The organism is Paenibacillus sp. S28 (genome assembly GCF_016624415.1).
Lineage (GTDB): Bacteria > Bacillota > Bacilli > Paenibacillales > Paenibacillaceae > Paenibacillus_AQ > Paenibacillus_AQ favisporus.
Genome location: NZ_JACVTM010000033.1, coordinates 1 through 21,261, shown reverse-complemented (window position 1 = coordinate 21,261; position 21,261 = coordinate 1). Strand labels below are relative to the sequence as shown.

Annotated in this window: 14 protein-coding genes and 1 other annotated feature; of the genes, 5 read left to right on the top strand and 9 right to left on the bottom strand. The window is 56.8% G+C overall.

What is annotated here, in order from left to right:
- From zapA to abc-f, 4 genes are all read right to left on the bottom strand, one after another.
- The coding region (gene zapA / locus IAE55_RS33315; RefSeq protein WP_200634948.1) for a cell division protein ZapA at positions 1-2,039 on the bottom strand (2,039 nt) is incomplete at its 3' end.
- A gap of 114 nt (positions 2,040-2,153) precedes the next feature.
- Entirely contained in the window at positions 2,154-4,604 is a 2,451-nt protein-coding gene (pheT, locus tag IAE55_RS33310; protein WP_200634947.1) for a phenylalanine--tRNA ligase subunit beta, read from the bottom strand.
- Positions 4,605-4,645: 41 nt separating this feature from the next.
- Positions 4,646-5,680, bottom strand: coding sequence for a phenylalanine--tRNA ligase subunit alpha (gene pheS / locus IAE55_RS33305; RefSeq protein WP_145025495.1), 1,035 nt, complete (start codon positions 5,678-5,680; stop codon positions 4,646-4,648).
- A 151-nt stretch (positions 5,681-5,831) separates the two neighbouring features.
- Positions 5,832-6,121, bottom strand: a binding site (T-box leader).
- Positions 6,122-6,310: 189 nt separating this feature from the next.
- On the bottom strand, positions 6,311-8,152 hold the full coding sequence (gene abc-f, locus IAE55_RS33300) for a ribosomal protection-like ABC-F family protein (protein ID WP_200634946.1): 1,842 nt from the start codon (positions 8,150-8,152) through the stop codon (positions 6,311-6,313).
- Positions 8,153-8,752: 600 nt separating this feature from the next.
- On the opposite strand from abc-f, the gene IAE55_RS33295 reads away from it, so the two are divergent.
- The 3 genes from IAE55_RS33295 to IAE55_RS33285 are packed head-to-tail and all read left to right on the top strand — an operon-like array spanning position 8,753 to position 11,152.
- Complete coding sequence (locus IAE55_RS33295; RefSeq protein ID WP_181152670.1) at positions 8,753-9,205, top strand: CcdC protein domain-containing protein; 453 nt, start codon at positions 8,753-8,755, stop codon at positions 9,203-9,205.
- 46 nt (positions 9,206-9,251) lie between these two features.
- Complete coding sequence (locus IAE55_RS33290; RefSeq protein WP_200634945.1) at positions 9,252-10,472, top strand: sensor histidine kinase; 1,221 nt, start codon at positions 9,252-9,254, stop codon at positions 10,470-10,472.
- An 8-nt stretch (positions 10,473-10,480) separates the two neighbouring features.
- Positions 10,481-11,152, top strand: coding sequence for a response regulator (locus tag IAE55_RS33285; protein WP_145160320.1), 672 nt, complete (start codon positions 10,481-10,483; stop codon positions 11,150-11,152).
- A gap of 93 nt (positions 11,153-11,245) precedes the next feature.
- On the opposite strand, the gene IAE55_RS33280 is transcribed toward IAE55_RS33285, so the two are convergent.
- From IAE55_RS33280 to xylA, 5 genes are all read right to left on the bottom strand, one after another.
- A complete protein-coding gene (locus IAE55_RS33280) occupies positions 11,246-13,279 on the bottom strand; it encodes a beta-galactosidase (RefSeq protein ID WP_200634944.1) in 2,034 nt (677 codons plus the stop codon).
- A gap of 72 nt (positions 13,280-13,351) precedes the next feature.
- Positions 13,352-13,477 carry a hypothetical protein gene (locus tag IAE55_RS34190; RefSeq protein WP_260986870.1) on the bottom strand — a complete coding sequence of 42 codons (126 nt, stop codon included), beginning with the start codon at positions 13,475-13,477 and terminating at the stop codon, positions 13,352-13,354.
- Between the two features lie 13 nt (positions 13,478-13,490).
- Positions 13,491-15,899 (bottom strand): glycoside hydrolase family 95 protein, encoded by a 2,409-nt coding sequence (locus tag IAE55_RS33275; protein ID WP_325168711.1) that lies wholly within the window; start codon positions 15,897-15,899, stop codon positions 13,491-13,493.
- Positions 15,900-16,419: 520 nt separating this feature from the next.
- Positions 16,420-17,916, bottom strand: coding sequence for a xylulokinase (xylB, locus tag IAE55_RS33270; RefSeq protein WP_200634942.1), 1,497 nt, complete (start codon positions 17,914-17,916; stop codon positions 16,420-16,422).
- 171 nt (positions 17,917-18,087) lie between these two features.
- Positions 18,088-19,404 (bottom strand): xylose isomerase, encoded by a 1,317-nt coding sequence (gene xylA, locus IAE55_RS33265; RefSeq protein WP_200634941.1) that lies wholly within the window; start codon positions 19,402-19,404, stop codon positions 18,088-18,090.
- A 187-nt stretch (positions 19,405-19,591) separates the two neighbouring features.
- Between xylA and IAE55_RS33260 the strand changes: the two genes are divergently transcribed.
- Positions 19,592-20,755 carry an ROK family protein gene (locus IAE55_RS33260; RefSeq protein WP_145160330.1) on the top strand — a complete coding sequence of 388 codons (1,164 nt, stop codon included), beginning with the start codon at positions 19,592-19,594 and terminating at the stop codon, positions 20,753-20,755.
- A 189-nt stretch (positions 20,756-20,944) separates the two neighbouring features.
- Positions 20,945-21,169 (top strand): hypothetical protein, encoded by a 225-nt coding sequence (locus IAE55_RS33255; RefSeq protein ID WP_234490046.1) that lies wholly within the window; start codon positions 20,945-20,947, stop codon positions 21,167-21,169.
- The last annotated feature ends 92 nt before the right edge of the window (positions 21,170-21,261 follow it).

The following is a 21,261-nucleotide window of genomic DNA, read 5'->3' as shown; positions in this document are numbered from 1 at the left end:
TCGCGCTCCTTCAGCGCCTGGGCAGCTGTCTGCTGCTGCTTCCGCTGCTCTTCCAGTTCCTGCTGCAGCGCCGCATACTGCTCCTGCTGCTCTTCGAGCAGAAGCTGGGCAAGCTCGTACTGCTCCTCATGCTCAGCTACCTGCTTCCGCAGCTCGCCGCACTGCTGCTCGTACTCGCCTGAACGGCTCTGCAGCTCGGTATACCTTGCCTGCTGCTCTTCCCACTGCTCCTTCAGGCCGGCATAACGTTTCCGTTCCTCTTCCGCCTGAAGCTCCAGCTCCGCGTGTACTTCCCGTCTTCTCTCCAGCTCCTGCTGCAGGTTTTGTACGTTCTCCTGCTGCTCCTCCGATTGGATTTCGAGCTCGAGATACATTTCCTGCTGTTCCTCCAATTGAAGCCGAAGGTCCTTGAGCTGCTGCGCATATTGGCTCGACTGCCGCTCCAGGCCTGCAATCTGCTCCTCTTTGGCCTCGATCTGCCGGCCGTAATCCTGCAGATCCTGCTCCCGCCCTTGCAGCGCCTGCTTCAGCGATTCCAGCTCTTGTTCTTTCGCGGCCAGCACCTCCTGCTGGGCTTCCAGCTGCTTCTCCAAACGCTGAAGTTCCTCTCCCTGTTCCGAAGAAGAACGCTCCTGCGCCTGTAGCTTCTGCACCTGGGCTACAAGCTGCTGCTGCTTATCTGCCAGCTCCTGCGCAAGCTGCTGCAGCCGCTCCTCTTTCGCGGCCAGCTCCTGCCGGAGCGCTTCCCGCTGCTGCTCAGCTTCCTGGCGGAGCTTACTCTCTCCGTCCGCCTGCTCTTTCAGCACGCTCAGCTCGTCATGCAGCGAAGCCATGCCCGTCTCCAGCGTCTCGTTCTGCTCGCCGGCTTCCAGCACCTGCAGCTCCAATTCGCCGATCTCTTCCTTCTGCTTCTCGATCGTGCCTTGAAGGGTTTCGGCTTCGGCCGTCAGCTGGGCGATTTCGCCGGTCAATTTCTTGGAAGCCTCGCTGTAATCCTCAAGCAGCTTCTGCATGCGGCGGTGTTCCTCTTCCGAAGCGGCCGCCTCGTCCTTCAGCTTGCTGATCTGTCCGTTCAGCGCTTCCTCCTGCTCGGTCAAAGCCTGCACCTGCGCCTTGGCCTCCTCCTCGCGCACCAGCACGACTTGATGCTGCTGCCGCAGTCTGGAATAGGCCTCCTTGGCGTTCTTCAGCTCCTGCTCCATGTTCTGCAGCTTCTCCTGAAGTTCGCCGCTGCTGCCGCGAAGCTCGGTCAGCTGCTCCTGCAGCTCCTGAATAAAGGCTGCATGCTTCTCTTCGAGCTCCTTGACGGCTCCCTGATGCTTCTGCTCCAGCTCGGTGATCTTTGCGCGGTTGTTCTCCTCCGCCTCTTTCAACGCTCCGACCCGCTTCTGTTCGGCGGATTGCAGCGCTGCCGCATGCTTCCGTTCCAGCTCCAGCACGGCAGCTTTATGCCGTTCCTCCACAGCCTGCTTGTCCTTCTGCATTTGCTCCGCGGCCTGTTTCTCCTTGCGGAGCAAAGATTCCTTCTGTTCCGTCTCCCGCTTCAGCGAAGCGCGTAGCTGATCCAGCTCCTTCGTCAAAGAATTCCGGGTCTGCTCGAGCCGCGCCGTAAGCTCGGACTTGGACTGCTCCAGCTCTTTCGTAAGCGCAGCCTTCTCCTGCTCCAGCCGCTTTTGCAGCTCTTCCTTCTCCTTCTTGATCTGCTGCGCTTCTTCCTTCTGCTTGTTGACTTCCGCCAGCTGCTCGTCCCGCTGGGACTGCAGCCTGGTGAGCTGCGAGCTCAGCTCGCTGCGCTCGCCAGTCAGCATCTTCACTTCGTTGCGGAGATCCTGCATTTGCACGGCTTCCTCAGCCATATGAACCGCGGCCAGAACGGCAATCCTAGGGGTGTCCAGCCGGGAATTGCTTTTGGAAATGGCATTCATCCGTTCATCGACATAACTAGCAATCTTTCGCATATAATCGGCACTGCTGCCGACCAGTTTATAAGAAGTCCCGTAGATCTCCACGGAGACGCGTGTACGATCAGGTGTAGTCACAGTTGTGCCCTCCTTCATATGTGTGTTGACTCTAAGATGTCTTGTTCTCTCCAATAAAAAAATCACATCGAATCTCTGTGTCTAAGGATTCGATGTGATTGGATTCAATTCCTGCTATTTTCTTAATTCCGCTTGAAACTTTTGCTCAAGGGCGCTGACGACTCCGGCATGCGCCGCGGTGACTTCCTCATCCGTCAGCGTGCGCTCATTGTGGCGGTAGACGAGCGAAATCGCGACGCTCTTCTTGCCTTCGCCGAGCTTGCTTCCGGTAAACACATCGAATACCTGTACGTTCTGCAGGAGCTCGCCCGCGGCTTCGCGGATCGTCTCAAGCAGGGAGCCCGCTTCCACAGCGCTGTCCACCACGACTGCAATATCCCGCTCCGAAGCCGGGAAGCGCGTAAGCTCCTGATATCGGATATCGAAATCGGCGTGTTCGTACAGCGGCTGCAGCAGAATTTCGGCAACGTACACATCGCCGAGTCCGCGCTCCTGCTGCAATTCGGGATGCACCTGACCGAGCGTTCCGATCAGCACCTGCTCTCCGCCGCCATTGATCAGGTAGACGGAAGCCGAACGTCCGGGATGATATCCGGCCGGCTGGTTCGCCACGTACCGGATCGCCCCCTCCAGACCCAAATCCCCGAACAGCGTCTCCAGGGCACCCTTCAGGTCGAAGAAATCGACTTTCTCCGGCGCATGGTTCCACTGTTTCTGCCCGCGGCTGCCGCACAGCAGCAAGGACAGCACGTTCAGCTCTTTCGGTTGAACCGTCAGCGTCTCCTCCTGCGAGAAGAACACGTTGCCCACTTCGAACAGCGCCAGATCGTACTGCTTCCGGTTCGCGTTGTGCACCGCGATATCGAGCAGCTGCGGCAGAATGCTCGTACGCAGCACGCTGCGCTCCTCGCTCATCGGCATCGACAGCTTCACCGGCACGCTTCCTTCCGTCAAGGCCGGGAACAGCGCGGCCAGCTCCGGATGGGTGAAGGAGTAGCTGATCACTTCCTGCCATCCGCCATGGGTGAACAGTCTGCGGATTTCGCGGCGGATCGCCTGAGGCTTCGTATATCCCCCCGGCGTTGTAGGCCCTTCGATCGCCGTCGTCGGGATATTGTCGTATCCGTACAAGCGGGCGATTTCTTCAATCAGGTCGACGTCTTTCGTAATGTCTCCACGGCGCGTCGGCACCTGCACTTCCAAAATGCCCTGGGCGGTATCCGCAGCGTGGAAATGCAGACGGCCAAAAATCGTCTTCACTTCCAGCATCGACAGCTCTGTTCCAAGGAACCGGTTCAGCTTGTCGAAGGACAGAACAATCACCTTTTCTTCCGCCTGCGCGGCACCGGCTTCCACGATGCCCTTATGAACCGTTCCTGCGCAATAACGGGCGATCAGCGACGCAGCCCGGTTCAGCGCCGGAATGACCGCACCCGGATCGACTTCCTTCTCGAAGCGCTGGCTCGCTTCGGAGCGCAGCCCGAGCTGGCGGGAAGTCTTACGGATGGTACCTCCGTCGAACTTGGCGGATTCGAGTAAAATGTTCACGGTGCTGTCCGTAACCTCGGAATCCAATCCGCCCATGACGCCGGCTAATCCAACCGGCTTCACGCCGTCGGTAATGAGCAGCATGTGCGGCTCCAGCTTACGTTCCTGGCCATCCAGCGTCACGAGCGTCTCACCTTCACGGGCCAGGCGGACGTCAACGGCCCCGCCTGTCAGGCGGTCCGCATCGAATGCATGCAGCGGCTGACCGTATTCAAGCATGACATAGTTGGTGATATCCACGATGTTGTTGATCGGACGGACGCCCGCTGCCATGAGGCGGTTCTGCATCCACTGCGGCGACGGCGCGATCTTTACGCCCGTAATATAACGCGCGGTGTAATGGCTGCAGTGCTCAGGCGAGCTGATTTTGACCGAGATATGGCTGCTTGCCGCGTCAGCGACCTCAACCAGTTCCCTTTCCGGATCAGGCAACTTGACGTCACGGCCCAGAATGGCCGCCACTTCGTAAGCCGCTCCGCGCATACTGAGGCAGTCGGAACGGTTCGGCGTCAGGTCAAAGTCGAGTACTTTGTCGTCCAGGCCGAGCACGGAGGTGATCGGCGTTCCGATCTCCGCGTTCTCCTCCAGGACGAGTATGCCTTCCTGCTGCTCCTTCGGCAGCAGCTTGTCGTTCATGCCCAGCTCTTTGGCGGAGCAAATCATGCCTTGAGAAGCGACGCCGCGCAGCTTGGCTTTTTTGATCTCCAGCCCGCCGGGCAGCAGAGCGCCAACCAGGGCAACGGGTACTTTTTGTCCGGCATCCACGTTTTTCGCGCCGCAGACGATCTGCAGGTCTTCGCCCTGCCCCGCGTCAACGACGCAGACGTTCAGCTTATCCGCATCGGGATGCTTCTCCTTGCTTTTTACATAACCCACGACGACTTTCGAAATGCCGTGATTGCGGTGCTCAACCTCGTCGATCTCGATGCCCGCGCGCGTAATCTGCTCGGCCAGCTCTTCGGCCGTTACATTTTCCAGTGATACATAATCGGATAACCATTCAGTTGATACTTTCACTTACGTTCCCTTCCTTCTTCCCGTATTCGCTAACCTTACGCTTACATGCGGGCAAACTGCTTCAAGAATGCCACATCGCCGCCATAAAAATGACGGATATCGTCGATTCCGTACTTCAGCATCGCAATCCGGTCCGGCCCCATGCCAAACGCGAAGCCGCTGTGCACTTCCGGATCGTAGCCGCCCTTGCGCAGCACTTCCGGATGCACCATGCCGCAGCCTAGAATTTCCAGCCATCCCGTATGCTTGCACACCCGGCATCCGCTGCCGCCGCATCTAGCGCAGGTTACGTCGACCTCCGCGCTCGGCTCTGTGAACGGGAAGAAGCTTGGACGAAGGCGGATCTGCGTGTTCGGTCCAAACATTTCGCGGACGAATTGCAGCAGCGTGCCTTTCAAATCGCTCATACGGATGTTTTCGCCGATCACCAGGCCTTCAATTTGGTAGAACTGGAACGAGTGCGTCGCGTCGTCGTCGTCTCTGCGGTATACTTTGCCCGGGCAGATGATCTTCACCGGCACCTTGCCCTGCATGCTCTCCATCGTCCGGATCTGCACCGGCGACGTCTGCGTTCTCATCAAGAGCTCCTCGGTAATGTAGAACGTATCCTGCATGTCGCGGGCCGGGTGGTTCTTCGGCAGGTTCAGCGCTTCAAAGTTATAATAGTCGGTCTCGACTTCCGGTCCTTCCGCAATGTGGTAGCCCATACCGATGAAAATCTCCTCGATTTCCTGGATGACTTTGTTGAGCGGATGGGTGCCGCCTTGGGTCATTTTGCGGCCGGGGAGCGTAACGTCAACTTTCTCCGCCTGCAGGCGCTGCTCGGTTTCGGCCTTTTGGAAAGCCTGCTGCTTGGACTCGATCAGTCCTTCGATCGCTCCACGCACATCATTGGCCACCTGGCCGATCAGCGGGCGTTCCTCCGCGCTAAGCGCGCCCATGCCCCGCAAAATCTCGGTCAGCGCCCCCTTTTTCCCCAGATACTTCACGCGCAAATCGTTCAGCGTCTGTACGTCAGCGACGTCATTCAGCTGCGCGATCGCTTCCTGCCGCAATGCTTCCAGCTTTTCTTTCATGAACTTCCTGCCTCCTTCTTGAAATCGCCAATACATTTTTGACCAACAACGCCCCGCAGAGCAGGGCTTTTGCCCCGGATGACTGCTCAGGTACTTGGCGGGGATCCTCAGAAAAAAATTCCCAAGAAATACAAAAAGGCCTTTTCTCCCGAAAAGGGACGAAAAGACCGTGGTACCACCCTTGTTAGACAAGCGAAAAGCCGTTTGATACGCACACGCGCACCTCTGGCCAGCTTGATCTCACTCTCACTCGATGTAACGGATCGAAAACCGTTATCCCCTACGCGGAATCCTGTCAGCAAACATGCTGGCGTGTGGATTCGTTCAGGGAACTGCTCCGGAGGGAATTTCAGCAGCCTGTTTCTGTAGAGACGCTCTCAATCTCCGGCGTCCCCTCCCTGTAAAGAGGCACTGCTTACTTATCTCCATCAACGCATTTATCTTGACACATAAATTGGATTGCAATGGCTGATCCATACGGGTCATTCATTCACCGGGATCAGTCCGTTGACTATAGTCAATAATTATAGGCAAAAAAAGCTGTATTGACAAGTCCGAATCGCCTAAATCAATAGGCGTTCCCCTTCTCAGCATGCCCATTTTTTGCAGAACCAGACTTCATTCCTCAAATTAGAGCTGTTCCAACTCGCTCCGGAGCCTGCGGATATTTGTAATCCGTGCCGCAGCCTCCTCGTCACTCCCGCCGTCTTCATTAAGCAGCCGGGTCAGCTCCCATTCCAGCGCCAGCCGGGCGTTTTCCCGGTCGGTATCCTCCTTCAGTGCTCCGTTATGTCTGGCCAGCTGCTCTTCCTCTTCTTGAACTGTGCCCTCAAACAGATGCGGTTCTTCCGTATGGGAGACGGTCAGCAGCCGGTCCGCGAGCTTGCGGATCAGCATCCGGTCATGGGACACGACGACCAGAGCACCCGGATATGCGGATAACGCCTCCTCGATCACTTCCCGCGTCGAGATGTCCAAATAGTTCGTCGGCTCATCCAGCACGAGCAGATTGGCCCCGGAGAAATACAGCTGCACGAAAGCCGCGCGGCATTTTTCCCCCATGCTCAAATCCCCGATTCGCTTGAACACGTCCTCCCGCTTGAACAAGAAGCAGCCCAGAAGCGTCCGCGCATGCGTCTCGGTCATCGAAGGCAGGCGGAGCAGGCTGTCAAGCAGCGTCTCCTCTTCGTTCAGCACCTCCAGCTCCTGCGAGAAGTAACCGATCTTCAGGGCCGGATGCTGCCATACCGTTCCTTCGCTTGGCACAAGCTCGCCCATAATCAGCTTGAGCAGGGTTGACTTGCCCGCCCCGTTCGGCCCCCGCACGGCCAGCCGGTCGCCGCGGGAGAGGATCAGGCTGAACTTGTCGAACAGCTTCTTCGTCCCGTAGCCAAAGGACAGCTGCTCTAGCCGCACCAGCACACGTGCGGAGAACCCGCCCTCGCCCAGCTGCAGGTTGACCTTCGGTCCGCTTTTCGGCTTCTCCACGCTTTCACTCTCGAGCCGCTCGAGCTCTTTTTGTTTGGCGTGATACCTGGAGATGTTTTTCTTGGCTTTAGCTTTGTAGTACGGCAGCGCCGCCTTCGTTTCCGTATTTTTGTCCGCCGATTTCTCGGCCTGGTGAAACCATTCCTGGTATTTGCGGATCGATTCCTCCAACGCTTCCCGGGCCTGCTTCTGCTTCTTATAGAGCGCCTCCTGCTCCCGAAGTTCGCGGTCCTTTTCCCGCCGGTAATCGGAGTAGCCGCCCTTATATTTTTTCAGCCCGCTCTCGGTCAGTTCGCAGACTCCTGTCACCACCCGGTCCAAAAAGGTCCTGTCATGGGAAACGACAATGACGGTGCCTTCGTAGTGACGAAGCCAATCCTCCAGCCAGTTCATGCTCTCCTCGTCCAGATGGTTGGTCGGTTCGTCAAGGAGCAGCACCTCCGGCCTTTTGACCAGCAGTGCCGCCAGCCTGACCCTGGTTTTCTGGCCGCCGCTCAGATCGGCAAAAGGAACCTTCCACAGCTCGGGACCAATGTGGAGCATGGTCAAATGCTTCTCCAGCCCCGTCTCCCAGTCAAAACCGCCGCTGAGCTCATACTGCTCGAGCCGCAGGCCGTATTCCTCCAGGAGCTCAGGACCGACTTCGCCCGTCGCCATCGCCTGCTCCAGCTCCTTCAGCCGGCGCTTGATCTGCCACAGCTCGCCGCTTTCGCGCCCCGCCGCATCCAATGCGGTCAGATGCATCAACTCTTCCGACGTCTGCGTCATATATCCCCACTGCTCCAGCGGGATTCCGCGTTCCACGGTGCCCCGGTCCGGCTCCAGCTGCCCGGTCAAAATCTGCAGCAGCGTCGTCTTCCCCGCGCCGTTAACGCCGAACAGCGCCAGCCTCTCGCCTTCATAGATTTCCAGGTCAATATTTTCAAAAACGGTCTTCCCTTTAAATTCTTTGGCTATATGTTTCGTTTTTACGATATTCAACATTAAGCATCACCCTTTAAAACATAAATTTGAATTTCCGTCGTTTCAGACAAACCAGCCGTTTCAGTCCAGCCCCGGCCTCTGATCCATTTCACGAATCAAAAAAGCCGCAGGCAGCATCGCCTACGGCAGGAAATTCGTTATCATTGTCTATGTCAAAAAAGGGTTTACCCGTTCGAAATATCGCCCCGAACATGATGATCCGGGCACGACATTACCCCGTGAACACGTCAAAAACGCACAAAAAAGCATTATCCGTATCCATCGGCGAGGTATCCAGTCTCTGAAAATAGACATAACGATTCTCTTCCCTGCGGCAGGCGCAGAAACTGCATGGTTTCAACATTAAGTTGGTTTGCAGATTAGAGAGATCAGTCACGTTTATCCATCGGCTGTGTGGTTACCTCGTTTTCTTCAGGATGAAATGCTTGCTGCCATTTTAACAAAATTATCGGAAAAAGAAAAGCCCAAACCTTTTCGTCCACAGTCATGTACATCTCCGGGTGTACATCGGCCGAAAGAAAATCACCGCACGGTTCGATTACGCGGCCGGTCCTCCTTGGTATGCTGGACTCGTCACGAAAAATGAATGAGGTGTTAGCGATGGATCAATACTCAACTTATATTATTATCATCCTGCTTGTCATTTGGCTTACCGCAAGGGAAAGAACCTTCCGCCCTTCCAGCATGTGGATCGTTCCCTTGTTATGGGGAGGAATGACCCTTTCGTCCATCCCGTGGGCATCGGTAGGTCCGGTTGAAGTCGTGCTGTTCGCCGTGTTTGCCGCTGCCGGTTTGGCAACAGGTATCATCCGGGGTAAAATGGAAAAAATGCGCATGGGAACGGACGGCCAGGTTACCGTGCAGGGTTCCATTGCCAGCATCCTGCTGTTTCTCGCCGTGCTGGTTTTGCGGGTGCTTGCGCAGTCCTGGGGGCAGTCGCACGCCTTCTATCACATCGCCAATGCGCTGATGTTCATGCCGCTCGGTTCTATCTGCGCACGCCGGTACGTCATTTACCGGAGATATCAGGCGATGATGGGACAACGGGCATAAAGACCTGAATCACCGGCGTCAATGTGCCAGCTAAAGGAGACCTGCTATGGAAACAGGCAACGATGAACGAACAATACTGTCTTCCAATCCGGCCAGAAGAGCGCTGCTGAGTTTGTTGATCGTGTATTCCGCGATTCAGAACGGCATGTACGGTGAGCCCCGCGCGTTCGTTCCCGGCGTGCTGTTGACGTTGGCCGCGCTATGCCTGCAATGGCGTTCCCGGTGGTTTACCCGCCGGGGGCCGGCTCCCGCTTTTGCCGTGTGTGCCTTGCTTGGTATCTCTTCCATTGGGGTCATCCTGGGACTTGACGGCAGCTTATATATTATCGTCTTTTTTCTGGTGGGATGGGTGAGCTACCGGCTGCCGGCATCGTACTCGGCCTCATATACCGTTCTAAATATAGTTGCCGCAGCGTGGATCCTGCTGGATCAGCATCAGACTTTGGAAGCAGTGATGACCCAATGCCTGATTCTCGCGGCGGTCTATCTTCTATTTTTGGCCGGCAGGCTGCGCAGAACGACCCGAACGATGAAAGAAACGCATCTGCAGGAGCTGACGTCCGCTCATCAGGAGCTGGAGGCGGCTTACCGCAGCCTGCGCCAAGCTCACGAAGAGCTGGAGGAGACTTCCGAGCAGGCTCTGCGCTATGCGGTACTGGAGGAGCGCAGCCGGATCGCAGCCGACATCCATGACAGCATCGGTCACGGCCTGACCTCCGTGATCGTGCAGCTGCAGGCGCTGCCGTATATGATCGAAGCGGCGCCGGACGAAGCCCGCTCAACGCTCAGGCAAGTGACGGATGTGGCCCGCGGATGCCTTCAGGACGTCAGAACAGTCGTTCACGAAATGGGGCTTGTCCGGCCTGGCGAAGGGCAGAAGGAGCTCAGGAAGCTGGCGGACACCTTCAGCGAGCGAAGCGGGATTCCGGTGGCCTTTACCATGGATATCCCCGGCACCATCGCCCCGGAGCAGCTGTACGTCCTTTACCGTATCCTTCAGGAGGCATTGACCAACATGATGCGCCATGCCCAAGCCACCCAAGCTGAGGTCCGGCTTATAGGTAACAAGGAAGGCCTGGTCTTGACCATCCGGGATAACGGCGTGGCGCAAGGTCCAATCCAGCCGGGATTCGGACTGACCGCCATGCGGGAGCGATGTGCAAAAGCCGGCGGACGCCTGACGGTCACCTCCCTCGCTCCCCATGGCCTGGAGATTACCGCAAGCCTGCCGTTTTCCACAGCGACACCCAATAACAGAGGGGAATGAATGCTAATATGGATCCAGAACGTATCCGCACCATCATCGCGGATGACCAGCCCCTGATCCGGCACGGCATCGGGTTTATTATTAAGGCGCAGCCGGACATGGAATGGTGCGGGGAGGCGGGCGACGGCCGCGAAGCCGTAAACCTTGCGCTCCGAACGCGGCCGCATATCGCCCTGATGGACGTGCAAATGCCCAGCATGAACGGGATCGAGGCGACACGGGAACTCCGGCGGCAGCTGCCAGAGTGCAAAGTCATCATCCTCACCACCTTCGATCTCGAGGAATACGTGTACGAAGGCATTCGGGCCGGAGCCGTCGGCTATTTGCTGAAGGATGCGGCGCCGGAGGAGCTGCTCCATTCCATCAGGGCGGCGAGCCGCGGCGAAGCCATCTACCGGACGGGAGCCGCGGCCCGGATGATTTCGGAGGCGCTGCGCCAGACGGAATCGTTTCAGGACCGGCAGGACATGCGGCTGTCCCTGCCGGACCCGCTGACTGACCGTGAGCTGGAAGTGCTGCAGGAAATGGCTTACGGCCTGAAAAACGAAGATATCGCAGCCAAGCTCCACATCAGCGAAAGCACAGTCAAAACTCACGTGCACCGCGTCCTGCAAAAAATCGGCGCCGAGGACCGCACCCAGGCCGTCGTGCTGGCCATACGCAATCAATGGGTGCAATAAATTGCCCTTACAAAAAAGCAGGCTTTGCCGGGATGCCCCGCAAAGCCTGCTTGTATTGGAATGGAAACGTATTTTAGCCGCGATACTTTGTTTTTACTCTGCTTCCTCCAGAATCAGGACGCCGCGTCCCGGCACCTCGGCCGCTCCGTCTACGGTTACGCCGCTGAGAAGGTCCCGGCGTTTGACGTCCCCTATGCGAACCGTCGTACTCTCCGCGTTATGGTTCAGCACGAACAGGAACGAGCGTCCTTCTTTCACACGGCGGGCAACCTCTACGCCGGCCGGAAGCTCCGGCACCAGCGGCTGAACGCCTTTCTCGGCGCAGACGGCCCCGAGAAAACGTTCCATGAAGTCGCTGTCCGCGCTGGTCGCCACGTAGTACGCTTTGCCTTCGCCAAAGCGGTTCACCGTGAGCGCAGGCATGCCTTTGTAGAAGTCCGAGCCGTACTCGGCCAGCACTTCCGCGCCTTCGGCATGGATGAGATCAAACAACATCTCGCATTTATAGCTGCCCGTAAGCTTGCCGTACGGCTGCTTCATGACGATTTCATTGTACTGTCCGAGCGGCAGTGCGTCGATTTCCTCCGCCCAGATGCCGAGCAGCTTGCGGAGCTCGCCCGGATATCCGCCGAGGGTCACGAGATCGGTCTCGTTCACGATGCCGCTGAAGAACGTCGTAATAAACGTGCCGCCGGCAGCGGTGAACGCCTCCGACTTCTCGGCAAAGCCCGGCTTGACCATATACATGACCGGCGCGATCACGATGTCGTACTTGCTGAAGTCCGCCTCTACGCTGATCATGTCCGCCTCGATACCCTGCTTGAAGAGGGCGTCGTAAAACTTATGCACCTCGCGCACATAATTCAGCTCAACGGTCGGGCCGCTCGAGAGCTCCATGGCCCAACGGTTTTCCCAGTCGTACACGATGCCAACCTTAGCTTCCGTCACAGCATCCAGCAGCGTGTCCCCAAGAAAGCCCAGCTCCTCCCCGAGCTGTGCCACCTCACGGAATACCCGTGTATTCTCATGACCGGAATGCTCAATGACCGCACCGTGGAACTTCTCGCAGGCACCCTTGGAGCGCCGCATTTGGAAGAACATCACCGTATCCGCGCCGCGGGCAACGGCCTGATAGCTCCACAGGCGCATCACGCCGGGACGCTTGAGCGAGTTGTACGCCTGCCAGTTCTGCTGGCTCGGCGTCTGCTCCATCAGCATGAACGGCGCCCCGTGCTTCAGGCCGCGCATCAAGTCATGCGTCATGGCGGTTTCACTGACCGGCGTCGTCAGAGACGGATAGTTATCCCACGAGACGATGTCCATATGCTTCGCCCAGTCGAAGTAGTTGAGCAGCGGGAACGTCCCCATCAGGTTGGTCGTGATCGGCACGTCCTTCGAATGCCCGCGGATCGCTTCCACCTCGATGTTGTAGCATTCCAGCAGACTATCGGACATAAACCGGCGGTAATCCAGGGAAATGCCCTGGAACGCGCTGACGTTACCCTCGCCCTCTTCGCTCAGCCCGTCCGGAAGCACGATTTCGTCCCAGTCATAAAAGGTGTGGCCCCAGAATCGGGTATTCCATGCTTCGTTGACGGCATCAAGGGTGCCGTAACGTTTTTGCAGCCAGACGCGGAATTCGGCGGCACAGTTGTCGCAGTAACAAAAACCGCCGTATTCATTGGATACGTGCCAAAGCAGCAGCGCCGGATGATCCTTGTAGCACTCGGCGAGCTTGCCCGCCATCAAGCGGGAGTATTTGCGGTAAGTCGGGCTGTTCGGGCAGGAGTTATGTCTTCCGCCGAACTTTCTTTTCCGTCCGTAAAAATCGACGCGGGTCACATCCGGATGCCGCTTGGCCATCCAGGCCGGATGCGCCCCGGTACTCGTCGCCAGTACGACGCCAACGCCGTCCTTGTGCAGACGGTCCATCGTTTCGTCGAGCCACCCGAAATCGTAAGTGTCCTCGTCTGGCTGGTTTAACGCCCAGGAAAAGACGTTGATCGTCGCCACGTCGATCCCGGCCAGCTTGAACATCCGCTGGTCCTCTTTCCATTCTTCCGGTCCCCACTGTTCAGGGTTATAATCTCCGCCGTACCAAATCTTAGGCAGTTTATCGTTAATCACGTACCCACTTCCTTTCTCTTGTTGAATCGCCGATAGCCCGTAACCTTGGCCCGTGACTTTAGCCTGTAACTCTTAGCCCGTAACAAATAAAATGTCTTCACCGGCTTCTTGTACCGGAAGCGTTACCACGGTTTTCTTCGGTTTTCTTCGGTTTTCTTCGGTTATCTTTCCGCTTCCTTCGGCTTCCTTAGCTTTCATTTCAGCCTCAGCTTCAACTCACCGATACCTTTTCCTTGTCCCGTGGTGTAATGCGGTATGTTTCGCCTGCTGCCGTAATAAATCCGTCAGCCGGTAGCTCCTGCCCATCTGGTCCTTGCACCCGGTACAGGGAATGGTCTGCGATCCGGCAGGTCCCGCCATGCGTGGAGGTTATTCCTGCTTCCTTGATCGTTCCTGCGCTCCACTTCATGTCCACCACAAAGCCGCCTCTCGCCCGCAATCCTTTGGCTTCCCCTTCGTTCCAGGCTTCCGGCAGAGCCGGCAGCATCCGGATCTCGCCCTGGTGGCTTTGCAGCAGCGCTTCCGCAACGCCGGCCGCATAACCGAAATTGCCGTCAATCTGAAACGGCGGGTGGTTGCCGAACAAGTTCGGCAGGCTGGAGTCGCTGAGAATCCGCCGGATAGAGCGGTACACGTTCGCCGGCTCCTTAAGCCGCGCGTACAAGTTAAAGATCCAGGCCGCACTCCAGCCCGTGTGCCCGCTTCCCGCCTCAATCCGCTTCTTCAGCGACAAGGAGGCGGCTTGCATCAGCTCCGGCGTATTCTCGTTTACGGCGTCTCCCGGGTACACTCCGTACAGATGGGATACATGGCGATGCCCCGGCTCATTCTCGCCGAAATCGCGCTCCCACTCCCGCATCCGCCCATCCGGCCCAATGCCGGGATGGGCCAGCTGCTCCCGTTTTGAAGACAGCTCCTGCCGGAAATCCTCATCAATCCCAAGCACTTCAGCTGCATTGATGCAGTGTCCGAACAGCTCGTCAATGAGGGCCATATCCATCGCCGATCCGGCAGCCGTGCTGCAAGGCTCTCCCGATTCGGTCAGGAAGACGTTCTCCGGTGAAGTCGAGAGACCCGTCGTCCATCGTCCGTCGGGAAGCTGGACAAGCCAGTCCAAGCAGAACAAGGCGGCTCCTTTCATCAGTGGATACGCCACCTCCTGCAGGTAGGCCGCATCCGGCCGGAACGCATACCGTTCCCACAGATGTCTGGACAGCCACACGCCGCCCATCGGCCAGAACGCCCACATGGCCCGCCCATCCGAAGGCGTCGACATCCGCCACAAATCGGTGTTGTGATGAGCCGTCCAGCCTCTTGCACCGTAATGGATCGCCGCGGTCCGGCTGCCGGTGACGCTCAATTCCCGGATCAGGTCGAAGAGCGGCTCATGGCATTCTCCCAGACCGCACACCTCGGCCGGCCAATAGTTCATTTCGGCATTAATGTTCGTCGTATAATTGCTGTTCCAAGGCGGCTGCTTGTGCGGATTCCAAATGCCCTGCAGGTTCAGCGCCTGCGTACCCGGACGCGAACCAGCAATCATTAAATAGCGTCCATAATGGAACAGCAGCGTTTCGAGGGCCAGATCTTCTCCGCCTTGGCGATACAGCTGCAGGCGCTTGTCCGTCGGCATTTCCGCTTCAGCCTGCGGCAGCTGTGGGCTCAGCCCTACCTGCAGGTCCACCCGGCCAAACAGTGCGCGGTAATCATCCAAATGCCGCTGTTGCAGATGCAGATAATCACTGTCCGCCGCGTCGGCATGTTCCCGGCACAAGCGTACCGGATCGATGCCGGATGCGCCTGGCATGACGTCAAAGCCTGCGAAATCGGTCGCCGCAGCCAGCACAAAGGTGACCGTGCTCGCTTTTTCGATCCGCAGCCGTCCTTCTTCCGTCTGAACCTCTCCGTCGGTCCGTACCGTCAGCACGGCTGCAAACCGGAGCCCCAGTCCTTCTTCATAGAGAACCGACTGTGGATGATCCCCCAAGTAATTGTCCGCGACATGCGACGGAGCTTGTCCTGTCAGGACCAATGCCGCCGGCTCTGCGCTCACATCGCTGAGATGCGGAGAGGTGAGCCATGCCGACAATTCCGGCAGTTCCGCCTTCCCGGCCGAATCCCCGCCCTCTGCGGGCTCCGCCCGGAAATGGACGACGATAACATCATCTGGCCGACTCGCAAAGGCTTCGCGGATGACGCGCACCCCGCCGGTTTGAAAAGAAACCGATGCGACCGCATGCTCCAAATCCAGCTCCCGCTCGTAATCGGTAATTTGATCCTTGCGGCCAAACGCAAAATGCAAATCGCCGAGCGGCTGGTAAGATTCCGTGCGTCGTCCCAGCATCCCGGCTTCGATCAGCGCCTCTGCTTCGGCATATCGACCCTCGGCGACCCACGCCTTGGCCGGCTCTAGATGCCGCAGGGCATTATAATTAACCGTGTCCCGGGGAAATCCGGACCACAGCGTGTCCTCGTTCAATTGAATTTTCTCTTCTCCCGCCCCGCCGAACACCATGCCTCCCAGCCGTCCGTTTCCGATCGGCAGCGCTTCCTCCCACACGGAGGCCGGCTTGCGGTACCACATCCTTTTATTGACGGCGCGTTTGCTGCTTTGCTCCACGCTTATCTCTCCCTTTATCCGCGATGAACGGTTGTTTCGTCCAGCACCTTGCATGACCGACCGCCGAATCGTGCGTGATTTTCGTAAACAGGCTGCCAGAGGAAAAACGTCTATCGACGTACCTTCAAAGAAGACGGACCGCTTCTAGAGGAGGTTTTTCTTGCGAGATCAGGAAGCAGAAGCTCCGAAGCTTATACTTTCTGATCTCTTAAGAAATTACGGGAAGCCCGATGTATTGGATCAGACTTCCCGCCCTGTTTGCTTTTCAGATATTTTAAATGAATGATCTTCAAAACGTTATTGGCAGCACACGCCAAAGCCGAACAGAGCCTTACGGTCCGCAGTTTTGGGTATTCCCCGCTAGTTGTCCGCCATATAAGCAAGGTACTGATGATCTCCCCTTATTCTAAAGTCCTGAAAGCGATTGCAGTACCCCGAAAATTCGATAAAAAATCATGTCTAAATTAGACATTAAGCAAGGCTTTCCGCATCTCTTCCGGGTAAGGGAGGCACCGGCTGCCTAGTTCCGGTAAGGAACCAGCTTGCGGTTCAGCTCGCGGGTTTGGCTGTATACTTCCTGATACAGGCTGAACAAGCCGCTGTACAATTCGGCCCGCTCCGTGTTCGGCGCGTACGTTTTGGCCGGGCGGATGAACGCCTTCGCACATTCCGTCAGCGACGGGAACCAGCCGCAGCCATATGCAGCCAGCATCGCCGCTCCCATAGCCGGGCCCTGCTCGCTTTCGAGCTTGATGATTGTCGCGTTGAAAATATCGGCCTGCATCTGCAGCCACGTTTCGTTCCGTGCACCGCCGCCGATGGCCACAACCTCATGGATCTCTTTGCCGGATTCGCGTACGATGTCGATCGATTCCCGCAGCGAGAACGTAATGCCTTCAAGCACCGCTCTGGCAAAATGGGAAAGCGTGTGGCCGGAGTCCATGCCGATAAAGCTTCCGCGGATATCCGCATCCGGATGCGGGGTTCGTTCCCCGGAAATGTACGGTGTGAAGAGCAAGCCGCTGCTGCCCGCAGGAATGGACCCGATGCCTTCAAGCAGCTCATCGAAGCTTTTTTCCTTGGCGAACGTTTCCTTGAACCAGGTCAGGCTGTGACCGGCCGCAAGCGTGACGCCCATAACATAGTACGCGTCCTTTTCGCTGTGATTAAAGAAATGCAGCTTGCCGTCGACCTCCAGTTCCTTGCGGCTTTCAAAAGAGAGGACGACGCCTGATGTGCCGATACTGCACATGGTTTGCCCTTCCTGCAAAATGCCCGCACCGATGGCGCCGCAAGCATTGTCCGCTCCACCCGCGAATACCTTGGTCGACGGCAGCAGGCCGGACGCCTCGGCGATGTCAGGCAGCAGCGTGCCCGTTTGATCGAAGGATTCCACGAGCGGAGGGCAAAGCGACAGCGGCAGATCAAATGCTGCAGCAATGTCCTGGCTCCACGTTTTTCCCGAGACATCCAGCAGCAGCGTGCCCGCGGCGTCGGAGTAATCCATCGCATATTCGCCGGTGAGCCGGTATCTCACGTAATCCTTCGGCAGCAGGAACAAGCTGGCTTGGGACAGAATGTCCGGTTCGTTCTCCTGCACCCACAAAATTTTAGGCAGCGTAAAGCCTTCCAGGGCGCGGTTTTTGGCAATACCGAGGAGCTTCGATTCCAGCGTGTTCTCGATCTTGCGGCACTGCGCCGTCGTGCGCGTGTCGTTCCACAGAATGGCCGGACGCAGCACCTTGCCTTCCGCATTCACCAGCACGAGGCCGTGCATTTGGCCGGAGAAACTTAGACCCTCTACCTGCTGCGGGTCGGCACCCGACTTTTCCATCAGTCTGCGAAGACTGACCAGCGTCTTGTCCACCCAATCCTCCGGATTCTGCTCGCTCCAGCCCGGCTCAGGTCTGCTCAGCGGGTAAGCTTCAGAGTGCTCGTGCACGACTTCTCCCTGGGGATTCACCAGCACCGTCTTGACGGCGCTTGTTCCCAAATCAACACCAATAACGTATTTCATACTTTTTCCTCCTGTATGGATCGAATGGACATCAACGACTACCCAAGGATGTTCCGCATGGAAATCCGGTTCAAAAAAAGGCTGCCCGAAGAAGCTTTCTTCAGGCAACCTTCGTTGCATTTCAAAGAGATTTCATGATCGGTCTTGTAACCAGCTGACCTGACGGTGCTACTACTCAGCCAGGATGTACTGGTTCAACTGAGCTTTCAGCAGCTCTTGGCGGCTGGACTCGTTGCGGCGCGGATTTTCATTGTTCAGCGCATACTCGGCCAGGGAAGCCAGGGTCGCTTTGCCGGATACGACGTCTGCGCCGATGCCTTCCTTGAAGCTGGAATAGCGCTTGTCGATGAAATCGTCGAACACGCGGTCTTCGATCAGCTTAGCGGCTACTTTCAAGCCTTTTGCGTAAGTATCCATACCTGCGATATGCGCCAGGAACAGATCTTCCGGCTCGAACGACTGACGGCGTACTTTCGCGTCGAAGTTGATGCCGCCTTTGCCGAGACCGTCGTTCTTCAGCACTTCATACAGCGTAAGCGTGGAATCATAAATGTTCAGCGGGAACTCGTCCGTATCCCAGCCGAGCAGCATGTCGCCTTGGTTGGCGTCCAGGGATCCGAGCATACCGTTAATGCGTGCCACGCGAAGCTCGTGCTCGAACGTATGTCCGGCCAGGGTTGCATGGTTAGCTTCCAGGTTCAGCTTGAAGTGCTTGTCGAGATCGTATTTTTGCAGGAACGAAATCGTCGTCGCCGCGTCAAAGTCGTACTGATGCTTCGTCGGCTCCTTCGGTTTTGGTTCGATCAGGAATTGGGCGTCAAAGCCGATTTCCTTCGCATAATCAACGGCCATATGGAAGAGGCGGGCCATGTTGTCCATTTCAAGCTTGAGGTCCGTATTCAACAGGGTTTCATACCCTTCGCGTCCGCCCCAGAATACGTAGTTTTCCGCACCGAGCTGTTTACCTACTTCGAGGCCTTTTTTGACTTGGGCTGCAGCATGGGCATACACATCCGCGTTGCAGGTCGATCCGGCACCGTGCATGAAGCGTGGGTTTGTGAACATATTGGCCGTGTTCCACAGCAGCTTCTTGCCGGAGGTCTTCATGCCTTGGCTGATCAGATCGACGATCGTGTCGATATTGCTGTAGAACTCGCGCAGGCTGCTTCCTTCTGGTGCAATGTCAATATCGTGGAAGCAGAAGAACTGCAGGTTCATTTTGTCCAAAAATTCGAAAGCGGCTTCCACGCGGGCTTTGGCCTTGTCCATGCCGTCATATTTGTCCCAGCTGCGGACAGCGGTCTCTGTGCCGAACGGATCGGAACCGCCGGCTGTCAGCGTATGCCAGTAAGCCATCGCAAAGCGAAGATGCTCCTCCATCGTTTTGCCTGCTACCACTTCTTGCGGGTTATAGAATTTGAACGCGTACGGATTGGTCGAACGGCTTCCTTCATAAGCGATCTTCCCAACGTTCTCAAAATATGCCATGTATAATCCTCCTCAAAATTTGCTTGTCGCAAACGTTTACAGGAACATAGTAACACATTCGATCAACTTTGTATATTGGTTAAACAAAGTTTTTTTAAAAGGTGATTTCGGGTTGCTTTTTGCCGCGGTTGGCTCTAGACTAATTGATTATGTGCTAATGGGATTACTCGAAGGATGTGCGACATATATGAAAGTTACCGGCGACCAGGCTCTGGTCAAAAAAATAAACCGCTCGCTTGTGCTTCACACGATCCGCAAGCATTCCTCCACCCTCTCCAGAGCCCGGGTATCGGAAATGACCGGCCTTAACAAGGCGACCGTCTCCAATTTGGTAGCCGAGCTGTGCGAGCAGCAGCTGGTCACCGAAGTCGGGCCGGGCAAGTCCAGCGGCGGGCGCAAGCCGCTGCTGCTGCATTTTAACGCGATGGCCGGCACCGTCATCGGCATTGAGCTGCGGGTGAAGCAGCTGACGGCCGTGCTGTGCGATCTGGGAGGCAATGTACTGGAGGAGCTGGATCATGCGCTGGAGCGTCACGATCTGTCCTATGTGCTTGAGACAATGAAGAAGGTAATCTCCAGTCTTATGGAAGTAGCACCGGACACGCCATACGGCACCGTCGGGATCGGGGTCGGCGTGCCCGGCATGGTGGATGAGAACGGGATCGTTCTATTTGCTCCCAACCTCGGCTGGGAAATGGTTCATTTGCGACAGCTGCTGGAGGAAGCCTTTTCGGTGCCTGTCACCATTGATAACGAGGCTAACGCCGGGGCGCAAGGCGAGCTGAACTTCGGGGCAGCAAAAGATGTGCGCCACCTGCTCTACATCAGTGCGGGCTCGGGTATCGGTTCCGGCATTATCATCGGCGGTGAGCTGTACAAGGGTGCACGGGGTTATGCCGGTGAGACCGGCCATATGTGCATCGAGGCCGACGGAAGGCCTTGCACCTGCGGAAGCCGGGGCTGCTGGGAGCTCTACGCCTCGGAGAAAACGTACGATACGGCCGGCACTGCCTTGCCGGCCCACAATACGCCGGAGCTGGTGCGCCTGGCTGCCGAGGGAAACGAGGCTGCCCGGGAACAATTCACCCAGATGGGCAAATATTTGGGCATCGGCGTAACCAACCTCATCAACAGTTTCAATCCCGAGCTCATCGTGATCGGCGGGGCGCTGTCCGAAGCCCGGGATTGGCTGGCCGGGCCGATGCAGGCGGTCGTCGCGGAGCGGACGCTGCCTTACCATAAGCAGCAGCTCGAGATCACCTTCTCCCGGCTTGGCAGCCGGGGAACGATGATCGGCGCAGGCTTCGCCGCCGTCATGCATTTTCTCGGCCACGCTCGCGTCACGCTGTAACCGAAATACAGAAAAGGCCGGAGATCCAATAGATCTCCGGCTTTTATGTTATCCCAATCCAACAGCGAACATTCAGCTCGCCCTCAAGTTAAATGTTGACGCGCGCCGTGCAGAAGCATGTAAGAAGCTAATTTTTATAATATCCAGATTACTCTAAAGCTCGTAAGATGGTGTCATATGGAGGTGGAGATGTTGAACAATAAAAACATAAAACTCAGGATTGTCTGGATTATTCCAAACGTTTTTATGTATCTTCTTTTTATAGGTGTTGGAACCTTTGTACTTATTAATGCAGATGGTCTAAGAGATATCAATCGACTTGGCATTTGGGTATTCATGCTGCTTCTTATACTATTTGCGGCCTTGTTTGGTTCATATCGAATTTGGACTTGGATAAAGCAAGGAAAAATATAGCATAAAAAAGGGAGCCTGCACGGACGGTACTCAACATTCTTATCCAACAGCGAGCCTTCGGCTCGCCACTAAGGTAGATGTTGACGCGCGTC